The organism is Mycobacterium sp., from assembly GCF_025965855.1.
In the GTDB taxonomy this organism is placed as follows: Bacteria; Actinomycetota; Actinomycetes; order Mycobacteriales; family Mycobacteriaceae; genus Mycobacterium.
Window position 1 is genome coordinate 25,899 of sequence record NZ_JAOPWB010000336.1, and the last position, 10,371, is coordinate 36,269.

11 protein-coding genes are annotated in these 10,371 nt (G+C 69.0%); 8 read left to right on the forward strand and 3 right to left on the reverse strand.

Translation table 11 applies throughout. The features are described from left to right. Window positions 1–8 precede the first annotated feature (8 nt). Window positions 9–527 (forward strand): PH domain-containing protein, encoded by a 519-nt coding sequence (locus JWP83_RS28890; RefSeq protein ID WP_297738437.1) that lies wholly within the window; start codon window positions 9–11, stop codon window positions 525–527. Here JWP83_RS28890 and JWP83_RS28895 read toward each other — a convergent pair. Further along, window positions 482–1,153: a GtrA family protein gene (locus JWP83_RS28895; RefSeq protein WP_297738439.1), complete on the reverse strand. Its 672-nt coding sequence runs from the start codon at window positions 1,151–1,153 to the stop codon at window positions 482–484. The genes JWP83_RS28890 and JWP83_RS28895 overlap by 46 nt on opposite strands. A 119-nt stretch (window positions 1,154–1,272) precedes the next feature. On the opposite strand from JWP83_RS28895, the gene JWP83_RS28900 reads away from it, so the two are divergent. The 6 genes from JWP83_RS28900 (at window position 1,273) to JWP83_RS28925 (ending at window position 7,534) form a co-directional block, all read left to right on the forward strand. Next, entirely contained in the window at window positions 1,273–2,514 is a 1,242-nt protein-coding gene (locus JWP83_RS28900) for a 5-(carboxyamino)imidazole ribonucleotide synthase (protein ID WP_297738455.1), read from the forward strand. Then, window positions 2,507–3,037, forward strand: coding sequence for a 5-(carboxyamino)imidazole ribonucleotide mutase (purE, locus tag JWP83_RS28905; protein ID WP_297738441.1), 531 nt, complete (start codon window positions 2,507–2,509; stop codon window positions 3,035–3,037). The genes JWP83_RS28900 and purE overlap by 8 nt, the downstream gene beginning before the upstream one ends. Before the next feature lie 69 nt (window positions 3,038–3,106). Continuing rightward, window positions 3,107–4,276: an acyl-CoA dehydrogenase gene (locus JWP83_RS28910; RefSeq protein WP_297738443.1), complete on the forward strand. Its 1,170-nt coding sequence runs from the start codon at window positions 3,107–3,109 to the stop codon at window positions 4,274–4,276. Window positions 4,277–4,366: 90 nt separating this feature from the next. After that, entirely contained in the window at window positions 4,367–5,557 is a 1,191-nt protein-coding gene (locus tag JWP83_RS28915; RefSeq protein WP_297738445.1) for a SpoIIE family protein phosphatase, read from the forward strand. Between the two features lie 71 nt (window positions 5,558–5,628). Further along, window positions 5,629–7,137 carry a CHASE3 domain-containing protein gene (locus tag JWP83_RS28920; RefSeq protein ID WP_297738457.1) on the forward strand — a complete coding sequence of 503 codons (1,509 nt, stop codon included), beginning with the start codon at window positions 5,629–5,631 and terminating at the stop codon, window positions 7,135–7,137. Continuing rightward, on the forward strand, window positions 7,121–7,534 hold the full coding sequence (locus JWP83_RS28925) for a response regulator (protein WP_297738447.1): 414 nt from the start codon (window positions 7,121–7,123) through the stop codon (window positions 7,532–7,534). Before JWP83_RS28920 ends, JWP83_RS28925 begins: the two co-directional genes overlap by 17 nt. Window positions 7,535–7,547: 13 nt before the next feature. Here the strand turns inward: JWP83_RS28925 and JWP83_RS28930 are convergent, their stop codons facing one another. Both JWP83_RS28930 and JWP83_RS28935 read right to left on the reverse strand, forming a co-directional pair. Then, a complete protein-coding gene (locus JWP83_RS28930) occupies window positions 7,548–8,750 on the reverse strand; it encodes a CoA transferase (RefSeq protein ID WP_297738449.1) in 1,203 nt (400 codons plus the stop codon). 13 nt (window positions 8,751–8,763) lie between these two features. Continuing rightward, window positions 8,764–9,678: a class I SAM-dependent methyltransferase gene (locus tag JWP83_RS28935; RefSeq protein WP_297738451.1), complete on the reverse strand. Its 915-nt coding sequence runs from the start codon at window positions 9,676–9,678 to the stop codon at window positions 8,764–8,766. A 109-nt stretch (window positions 9,679–9,787) separates the two neighbouring features. Between JWP83_RS28935 and JWP83_RS28940 the strand changes: the two genes are divergently transcribed. Beyond that, window positions 9,788–10,371: cation transporter (locus tag JWP83_RS28940; RefSeq protein ID WP_297738459.1), on the forward strand; the 584-nt coding region annotated here is incomplete at its 3' end.

Here is a 10,371-nt window from a genome sequence, read left to right on the forward strand (position 1 = left end):
TCGGGCACGTGAGCTATCCGGACAATGCCCTGGCCGCCGGCGAGCAGATCGTCCTGCACCGCCACCCACACTGGAAGCGCTTGATCTGGCCCGTCGTGGTTCTCGTCCTGGCGACCGCGCTGGCCGCGTTCGGTTCCGGTTACCTCAACTCGACGCACTGGGAGCAGGTCGCCAAGAACATCATCTACGGCGTCATCTGGGGGGTCTGGCTGGTGATCGTCGGCTGGCTCACGCTGTGGCCGTTGCTGGGCTGGCTGACCACACATTTCGTCGTCACCAACCGCCGGGTGATGTTTCGGCACGGGGTGCTGACGCGCAGCGGGATCGACATCCCGCTGGCGCGCATCAACAGCGTGGAGTTCCGGGACCGGTTGTCGGAGCGAATGTTTCGCACCGGAACGCTGATCATCGAGTCGGCGTCACAGGACCCGTTGGAGTTCTACAACATTCCGCGCCTGCGCGAGGTGCACGCGCTGCTGTATCACGAGGTTTTCGACACCCTGGGTTCCGAGGAGTCGCCGAGCTGACCGAACCGGCTCGCTTTTTTCCGCCAGGATCGCAACAGGGTGACGTTGCCGTCGTCCAAGCCGCCCTCGTAGGCGTCCTCCAAGACCTCCGCGAAGCCGCCGGCGGTAAGCGCGGATTCCAGCGCCTTGTCGGGGTTGCGGGCGAACTCGTCGGGGAACACCCAGCGCCGGAAGGCCCAGAAGCGGAACGCCATCTGCAGCAGGTTGCCGATGATGTAGGCCGAGATGAAGTCGGTGATGTTCTCCATAGTCAGCGACACCGCAGGCACCCGCAGCTGCAGGACGTAATGGGAGAACCACAGCGGCGCCATGGAGAGCAGCACCCCCACGCCGCTGAAGGCGAAGAACAGCAACGCCTCGTGATGGCGCTCGCGGCCCCCGCGGTCGCGGAAGCTCCACTCCCGGTTCAAGACGTAGGAGGCGATGACCGCCACGATGCCCGAGATCACCTTGGCGGTTACCGGCTTGGGTTCGAGGATGGTCAGCTTCAAGGTGTAGAAAATTGCCGAGTCGATGATGAACGTGGTGCCGCCGACGATCGCGAATTTGATCAGCTCATGATGGCGTAGCAAATACGGCTGAATGACCCCGGGCAGGCGCGTAATTACGGCATCGGCGAAGGACACAACACGTCAGTGTACGGATGGACGCGAAAACGACGCAAAATGTCACAAAACGATTCCCGTCTCGGCCGGTCAACACGCCTTCACCGGGGCTTCAACACCGGACCGTGCGCCGTGACACCATGATGGCCGTGCCGAGTACGCGCTCACCGAAGGCCACCCCCTCCCCCGCAAGCGGGAGGTGCCCCCAGGTCGCAATGGTCGGCGGCGGTCAGCTTGCCCGCATGACCCATCAGGCCGCGATCGCGCTGGGGCAGACGCTGCGGGTGCTGGCGACCGCCGCCGACGAGTCTGCCGCGCAGGTCACCCCGGACGTGGTGATCGGCTCGCACACCGATCTCGAGGACCTGCGCCGGGTCGCGGCCGGGGCCGACGTGCTGACCTTCGACCACGAGCACGTGCCGACCGAGCTGCTGGAGAAGCTGGTCGCCGAGGGCGTCAACGTGGCACCGCCGCCGCGGGCCCTGGTGCATGCCCAGGACAAGCTCGTCATGCGCCGGCGCCTCGAGGCGCTGGGTGCCCGGGTGCCGCGTTACGCCGCGATCGGCAGCCTCGACGACCTGGACGCCTTCGCCGCTGGGGTCGACGGCCCGGTCGTGGTCAAGGCGGTCCGCGGCGGTTACGACGGCCGGGGCGTGCGGATGGCGCCTGATCCGACGCGGGCGCGCGAGATCGCCGGCGAGTTCCTCGCGGCCGGGGTGCCGGTGCTGGTCGAGGAGCGGGTGGAATTGCGCCGCGAACTCTCGGCGCTGGTGGCGCGCTCGCCGTTCGGCCAGGGGGCGGCCTGGCCGGTCGTGGAGACGGTGCAGCGGGACGGGATCTGCGTGCAGGTGATCGCGCCCGCGCCGGACTTGCCCGACGATGTGGCGTCGGCGGCCCAGCAGCTGGCGTTGCGGTTGGCCGCCGAACTGGGCGTCGTCGGCGTGCTGGCGGTCGAGCTGTTCGAGAAGACGGATGGTGCGCTGCTCGTCAACGAGCTCGCGATGCGGCCACACAACTCCGGGCACTGGACCATGGACGGGGCGCGCACCAGCCAGTTCGAACAGCACCTGCGCGCGGTGCTGGACTACCCGCTCGGTGACACCGACGCCATCGCGCCGGTGACCGTGATGGCGAACGTGCTGGGCGCCCCGCAGCCGCCTGTGATGACCATCGATGAGCGCCTGCACCACTTGCTCGCGCGGATGCCCGACGCCCGGGTTCACCTGTACGGCAAGGCCGAACGACCCGGCCGCAAGGTCGGGCACATCAACTTTCTGGGCGCGGACCTCACGGAGCTGGCCACGCTGCGTGGACGCGCCGAGCTGGCGGCACACTGGTTGTCACACGGGCAGTGGACGGACGGATGGGACCCACATGGCTGAGCAGTCCAGACGGGCCAAATCGCGCGTCGGCGTCATCATGGGCAGCGACAGCGACTGGTCGGTGATGGCCGACGCCGCCGAGGCGCTGGCCGAGTTCGACATCCCGGCCGAGGTCCGGGTGGTCTCGGCGCACCGCACGCCGCAGGTGATGTTCGACTACGCCCGCACCGCGGCCGAGCGCGGCCTGGAGGTGATCATCGCCGGCGCCGGCGGCGCCGCCCATCTGCCCGGAATGGTCGCCTCCGCGACGCCGCTGCCGGTGATCGGGGTGCCGGTGCCGCTGGCCCGGCTGGACGGCCTCGACTCCCTGCTGTCGATCGTGCAGATGCCGGCCGGTGTTCCGGTGGCCACCGTCTCCATCGGCGGCGCCCGCAACGCGGGCCTGCTCGCGGTGCGCATCCTGGCCTCTTCGGACGCGGCGCTGCGGGCGCGGATCGTCGCTTTCAACGAGCAGCTGGCCGAGACCGTGCACGCCAAGGATGCGGCGCTGCAGGAGCGTCAGGGTAAAGTTACCGGCCAGTAGCCGGACGACGATGGGCCGCGTGGCCCGAGGAGGAGCCGGCAGTCCGGCAGAGTGCAAGGAGGCCGAAAGATGGCTGGATGGGCCGGAAACCCGTCGTTTGATTTGTTCCAACTGCCCGAGGAGCACCGGGAGCTGCGGGCGGCGATCCGCGCGTTGGCGGAGAAGGAGATCGCCCCGCACGCGGCCGACGTGGACGAGAACGCCCGGTTCCCGCAGGAGGCGCTGGAAGCGCTGAACGCCTCGGGCTTCAACGCCGTGCACGTGCCGGAGGAGTACGGCGGGCAGGGCGCGGACTCCGTGGCGGCGTGCATCGTGATCGAAGAGGTCGCCCGGGTGGACGCTTCGGCGTCGCTGATTCCGGCGGTGAACAAGCTGGGCACCATGGGCCTGATCCTGCGCGGCTCCGAGGAGCTGAAGAAGCAGGTGCTGCCCTCCCTCGCCGACGGCAGCGCGATGGCGTCCTACGCGCTGTCCGAGCGCGAGGCCGGCAGCGACGCGGCGTCGATGCGGACCCGCGCCAAGGCCGACGGCGACGACTGGATCCTCAACGGCGCCAAATGCTGGATCACCAACGGCGGCAAGTCGAGCTGGTACACGGTGATGGCAGTGACCGACCCGGACAAGGGCGCCAACGGCATCTCGTCGTTCATGGTGCACAAGGACGACGAGGGATTCAGCGTCGGTCCCAAGGAACGCAAGCTCGGGATCAAGGGCTCGCCGACCACCGAGCTGTACTTCGAGAACTGCCGCATCCCGGGCGACCGGATCATCGGCGAGCCCGGCACCGGCTTCAAGACCGCGCTGGCCACGCTGGACCATACCCGCCCCACCATCGGCGCCCAGGCCGTCGGCATCGCGCAGGGCGCGGTGGACGCCGCGATCGCCTACACCAAGGACCGGAAGCAGTTCGGGGAGTCGATCAGCAGCTTCCAGGCCGTGCAGTTCATGTTGGCCGACATGGCGATGAAGGTCGAAGCCGCGCGGATGTTGGTGTACCAGGCGGCGGCCCGCGCGGAGCGCGGAGAATCCAACCTCGGCTTCATCTCCGCCGCGTCGAAGTGCTTCGCCTCCGACGTCGCGATGGACGTGACCACCGACGCCGTGCAACTCTTCGGCGGCGCCGGCTACACCACCGACTTCCCGGTCGAGCGGATGATGCGCGACGCCAAGATCACCCAGATCTACGAGGGCACCAACCAGATTCAGCGGGTGGTGATGTCGCGGGCGCTCTTGCGCTGATTAGGATTTCCCACGGCAACCATTCGGGCTGTAGGGGGTCCCAGTGCAAAGCGTGGCTTCCGGTGGGCGCCGACCCGCGGCCGGGAATTGATGCCCGTGCGTTCTTCAGTCACCCCGGCGGCGCAGTGGCAGTCGTTGTCGTTGCTGTTGGTCGAGGACGACCGCGCGGACGCGGTGCTCGTGGAAGACCTGATCGCGGACGCGGTCGCCGACATCCGGGTGATCTGGGCGCGGTCGATGGCGCACGCGGAGCGCGAGCTCGCATCGGCCCGGCCCGATTGCGTGCTGCTGGACCTGAACCTGCCCGACGCCAGCGGGATGGACGCCCTCGACCGCATCGCCAGGCGCGACGCCACCGTTCCCATCGTGGTGCTGACCGGGCTGAACGACGAATACTTCGGGGCTTCCGCGGTCGCCGCCGGGGCGCAGGACTACCTCGTCAAGGGGCGCGTCGAACCCGAAATGCTGCGGCGCGCGCTGCTTTACGCGATCGAGCGCAAACGGGCCGAGCTCATTTCCGCCGACCTGCACGCCAGCCGGCTTCGGGCCCGCGAGAACGCGCTGCTGGAACGCGGTTTGTTGCCCTCTCCGCTGCTCCTCGACGAACCCGGCGTTGACATCGTCGCCCGGTACCGGCCGAGCCGTGAGGACGCGCTGTTGTGCGGGGACTTCTACGACGTCATCCAGACGACCGACCGCGTCGTCCACGTCCTGATCGGCGACGTCGCCGGCCACGGACCCCACGAGGCGGCCCTGGGCGCGGCGTTGCGCATCGCGTTTCGCGCGCTCACCTTCGCCGGCGTGCACGGGGTCGAACTGCTGCAGCAGCTCGAGCGCGTCCTGCAGTCCGAACGAACCGGCATCGGGATCTTCGCGACGGTGCTCAGCCTGCAAATCCACCCCGATGGCACGGGCATCACCGCCATCCGCGCGGGGCATCCCGGCATGTTGCTGCAAAGCGGCGCCGGGGTGGAGTGGATCGAGCCGCCGGCCGGGCCTGCGCTGGGCCTGCGCAACGACGACTGGCCGCAGCACGAGCTGCAATTGCCCGCGGGCCAGGGACTGCTGCTGCTGACCGACGGGCTCTTCGAGGGATATTCGGGGCAGGGCGCCCGACGCCTCGGGGAGGACGGCCTGCTCGCGCTGGCCCGGACGCACGCGCATCTGCCCGGTCTTCAGTTCGTCGACGCGCTCATCGACGGCGCCCAGGAACTCGCCCAGCCGCGCGGCGGGCTCACCGATGACATCGCCGTGCTGCGCGTCGAGCGGACGACGCGGTGACCCCCGCCTTCCGCCCGCCGCGCCTGTCGCAGCTCACCGTGCGTGGCTGGCAGGCGCTGCTGCTGTCGACCATGGGCGTGATGGTGCTCGCGGGTGCGGTGATCGGTGGACTGTTGCTGCACCGCACCGACGAGATCTCACGCGGACTGACCGACGACACCCAGCCGGCGCGGGTGGCGGCCTTTCAGCTGCAGTCGGCGTTGCGGGACCAGGAAACGGGCGTCCGTGGCTACCTGATCACCGCGGATCGGCAGTTCCTCACCCCCTATTACGACGGCGAACACGCCGAACAGGAGGCGGCCGACGACATCCGGCGACGGTTGGGTCAGCGCGCGGACCTGATCGCCGACCTGGACGCGATCGAGAAGGCCGCCGCCAACTGGCGGACGAACTATGCCGAGCCGGCGATCGCGAGCGTGGCCCCGGACTCCAGGAATGTCACGAACCGACCCGCGACGGAACGGGGCAAGGCCGAATTCGACCACCTGCGCGCGCTTTTCGACAGGCAGAACGCCAACGTGGCCGCGGCCTCGGCGAGTGCGGCCGACGATATCCAGCACACCGATGCCTGGCGGGACAGGGTACTTGGGGCGATGGTGCTGCTGTTCTTCGGCACGGCCGCCTCGCTTGGGCTCTTGATGCGCGACGCGGTCACCCTCCCGCTGGCGGCGTTGGCCGCGGCGTGCCGGCGCATCACGATGGGCAACTTCGGTGAGACCATCGCACCTCCCAGACGGCCCAAGGACATTCGGGGCATGGCGATCGACGTCGAGAACATGCGGAAGCGGATCGTCGAGGAGCTCGACGTATCGCATTCGGCCCGAACGCTTTTGGATGAGCAGGCCCTTGAATTGCGGCGTTCGAACGCCGAACTCGAGCAGTTTGCCTACGTCGCGTCGCACGACCTGCAGGAACCGCTGCGCAAGGTGGCCTCGTTCTGCCAGCTACTCGAAAAGCGTTACGGCGACAAGCTCGACGAGCGCGGAATCGAATACATCGGATTCGTGGTCGACGGGGCCAAGCGCATGCAGGTGCTGATCAACGACCTGCTCACCTTCTCCCGCGTCGGTCGGGTCGGCACCCCGCAAACCGAGGTCGACCTCGGCACGGCGCTGGACGCCGGCCTGACGAACCTCGCTGCCGCCCTCGAGGAGGCGGATGCCGAGATCGTGCATCCGCGGCAGCCGCTGCCGCGGATCATCGGGGATCCCACGCTGCTGACCATGCTGTGGCAGAACCTGATCGGCAACGCCGTGAAGTTCCGGCACAAGGACCGCCGCCCCCGCGTCGTCATCGACTGCGAACGGCGCACCGGCGATCACGACGAGTGGCTATTGTCCGTGTCGGACAACGGCATTGGCATCGCGGAAGAATTCGCCGAGAAGGTCTTCGTCATCTTCCAGCGGCTGCACGGCCGGGAGGTGTACTCCGGAACGGGCGTCGGCCTCGCGTTGTGCAAGAAGATCGTCGAGCAGCACGGCGGCGCCATCTGGGTCGACACGTCCTACACCGACGGAACGCGGCTGCAGTTCGCCCTGCCCATTCCCACGGAAGGAGGCCACGATGACGTCGGCCGGTAGAGCAATCGAAATCCTGCTCGTCGAGGACGATCCGGGCGACGAGCTCATCACTCGAGAAGCGTTCGAGCACAACAAGCTCAAGAACAATCTGCACGTCGCACACGACGGGGAGGAGGGCTTGGACTTCCTCTACCGGCGCGGCCGATTTCAGGACGCGCCGCGCCCGCCGAAATACGACGGCCGGCAGCTGCTGGAGAAGGTCAAGTCCGACCCGGACCTGGCCCGCATACCGGTCGTCGTGCTCACCACCTCCTCGGCGGAGCAGGAGATCCTGCGCAGCTACCAACTGCACGCCAACGCCTACGTCACCAAGCCGGTCGACCTCGACCAGTTCATGAGCGCCGTCCGGCAGATCGACGAGTTCTTCGTTCAGGTCGTGCGGCTCCCGGGTCTGTAGGCGGCGGGCCGGTTTATGACGCGGGCTCCGGCGCGGTGAGAAACTCCTCGTTGTGCTGGCCCACGGCGGGTGGGGGATCGGTGGCCGCGGCGTCGAAGCTCGAGTAGCGCGCCGGCATGCGGACGACCGTGATGGCGTTATCGTCGCTGTCGCCGCCGCCAATCCGAAGGGCGAGCTCGTTCTCGGCGAACAGCGGCGTGCTGACGACCTGCTTCCAGGTGTAGGCGTGACAGGCCATCAGGCCGCCTTCCTGCAGCAGCTCGACCCATTCGGCCGCGGTCTTGGCCGCCAGCGCCGCCTGAAGCTCCTCGGTCAGCTCCGGGTAATTGAGCGCCCGCGCGCGCTGGTCGATGAACCGCCCGTCGGTCAGCAGGTCCGGGCGGCCGATGATCTCGCACAGCTTCGCCCAGTGCTTGGGCACGTACGCGCTGATCACGAGGTAGCCGTCGGCGGCTTTGAACGCGTCCGATGGCTGGGTGGCGAAGCCGACTCCCTTGCGCTTCTTGGCATTTGGCTCTGCGTCCGGTTTGGGGGCCTCGCTCGGCTTGTTGAGGTGGATGGTGAGCTGGCTGGCCTGCAGCCCGACGGCGACGTCGTACATCGCGACCCGGACGACGTCGGCCACCCCGTGGCGCTCGCGGTTGAGCAGCGCGGCCAGCACCGCCTGGGCCAGCACGTGACCGCTCGCGGCGTCGACGAGCTGGAACGGGATGATCTGCGGTTTGCCGGTCGGCGTGGGCATCCCGGTGGTCATGCCCGACTCGGCGGCGACCATCAGGTCGACGCCCGGTCTGCTGCCGTGCGGGCCGTTCCCGCCGTAGGCCGACAGCCGCGCGTAGATCAGCTTGGGGTTCCGCGACCGCAGCTCGTCGGGGCCCAGGCCCATCCGTTCCATGACCCCGGGCCGAAACCCTTCCAGCACAACGTCGGCGGTGTCGACGAGCCGCAGGATCTGCTGTTTGCTCTCGTCGCTGGTCAGGTCCACCGCCACGGACTTCTTGCCCCGGTTGTGGGGCAGAAACAGCGTGGGCAGCGGTGGCCGTCCCGGCAGGACCGCGGTGATGTGCCGGGCCGCCTCGCCGCCGGGCGCCTCGACCTTGATCACGTCGGCGCCCAGGTCGGCCAGCACCTGTCCGGCCAGCGGCCCGGCGATGTTCTGGGTGAAGTCGAGCACCCGGAACCCGTCAAGTGGTTTGGCGGGCTTGCTGTCTGGCATGTGCGGCCTTTCTCTAAGTTGCCCGGCGCAGCACCGCGGTGCAGTAGTAGTTGTTGGAGAAGGGCGCGTCGGATTCGCTCGACTGCAGCGGTAATCCGTTGTCGCGCAACATCTGGTTCAGTGGTGTGCGCGCCGGGTCCCAGCCGCGGTGCTCAAGGTACGTCGCCACGTCGTTGCGTTCGCCGGGGAAGCCGAGGTTTTGCAGCTCGACGTCGAGACCGTTGTCCTGCCACTTCTGGGTGGCTGCGTTCAGCGCCTGCAGATTGGCCCCGGAATTTCCGAAGACCTCGGCCACCAGCCTGCTGCCGTCGGCGCTGAGCGCGGTGACGTTGTCCAGCAACCGATCCTGCGCGTCGGCCGGCAGGAAGCCGAGCAGACCCTCGGCGGCCCACGCGGCCGGGCGGCCGGTGTCGAACCCGGCCTGTCGCAACGCCGACGGCCAGTCGTGGCGGAGGTCGATCGGCGCGGCCCGCACGTCGGCGGTGGGCTTGGCGCCGAGTTCGGCGATCGTGGCGGCCTTGAACTCGATGACCCGCGGCTGGTCGATCTCGAACACCGTCGTGCCCGGCGCCCACGACAGCCGGTACGCGCGCGCGTCCAGACCCGAGGCCAGGATGACCACCTGGCGGATGCCCGCGTTGCCCGCCTGGGAGAAGAACGCGTCGATGTAGCGGGTGCGGGCCGCCTGGATGTCGGTCATGCGCTGCATGCCCCACGGGGCGCCCGGCACGTCGACGTCGGCGGAGTCGAGCTCGCCGCTGGCCCACCGGGTGAAGAAGTCGACGCCGACGGCGCGCACCAGCGGCTCGGCGAACCGGTCGTCGATGAGCGCATCGCGGGTCGCCCGGGCGCGTCCCGCGGCCACCATGGTGGCGGTGGCTCCCACGCTCGTCGCCAGGTCCCAGGTGTCGTTGTCGCTGCGCGCCATGTCGTCCCTTCTGCCCTCCACTGGTTAGCCGGAATAACGATACGATCTCCGGCCGGTCGGGCGTCGGGCGCGGTGGCCGCTCGGCCTCTAGCATCGCCGGATGGACACGATGACGATCGCCGAGCTGGCGCCGGTCTCACCCGACGTCGCGTGGCGGGCCGGCGCGCAATGGGCGCGGCGGCTGGCCTGGGTCAGCCTGGCCGTGGTGCTCGTCGAGGGCGCGGTCGGGTTGTGGCAGGGCCTGGCGGTCGGGTCGATCGCGCTGACCGGGTGGGCGCTGGGCGGCGGCGCCGAGGCGTTGGCCAGCGCGATGGTCATCTGGCGGTTCAGCGGCGCGCGGGCGCTCTGTCAGACCGCCGAGCGGCGGGCCCAGCGCGGTGTGGCCGTGTCGTTCTGGCTGACCGCCCCCTACATCGCGGCCGAATCCATCCGCGACCTCACCGACCAGCACCACGCCCAGACCTCGGTGATCGGCATCGGGCTGACGGCCATCGGCCTGGTGCTGATGCCGATCCACGGGCGGGCCAACCACCGACTGGGCGCGCGGCACGGTTCGAAGGCCACCGAGGGCGAAGGCACGCAGAACTTCCTGTGCGCCGCCCAGGCCGGCGGGGTGCTGAGCGGCCTGGCGATCTCGGGGCTTTGGCCCGGCGGCTGGTGGTTGGACCCCGCGTTCGGGCTTGGCATCGCCGC

Excerpts from the sequence above, each read along its gene's own strand:
- JWP83_RS28920 (WP_297738457.1), top strand. The coding sequence starts at position 5,629 with ATGGGCGTGATGGTGCTCGCGGGTGCGGTGATCGGTGGACTGTTGCTG.
- purE (WP_297738441.1), top strand. The coding sequence starts at position 2,507 with ATGGCTGAGCAGTCCAGACGGGCCAAATCGCGCGTCGGCGTCATCATG.
- JWP83_RS28925 (WP_297738447.1), top strand. The coding sequence starts at position 7,121 with ATGACGTCGGCCGGTAGAGCAATCGAAATCCTGCTCGTCGAGGACGAT.
- JWP83_RS28900 (WP_297738455.1), top strand. The coding sequence starts at position 1,273 with ATGATGGCCGTGCCGAGTACGCGCTCACCGAAGGCCACCCCCTCCCCC.
- JWP83_RS28935 (WP_297738451.1), bottom strand. The coding sequence starts at position 9,678 with ATGGCGCGCAGCGACAACGACACCTGGGACCTGGCGACGAGCGTGGGA.
- JWP83_RS28930 (WP_297738449.1), bottom strand. The coding sequence starts at position 8,750 with ATGCCAGACAGCAAGCCCGCCAAACCACTTGACGGGTTCCGGGTGCTC.
- JWP83_RS28910 (WP_297738443.1), top strand. The coding sequence starts at position 3,107 with ATGGCTGGATGGGCCGGAAACCCGTCGTTTGATTTGTTCCAACTGCCC.
- JWP83_RS28915 (WP_297738445.1), top strand. The coding sequence starts at position 4,367 with ATGCCCGTGCGTTCTTCAGTCACCCCGGCGGCGCAGTGGCAGTCGTTG.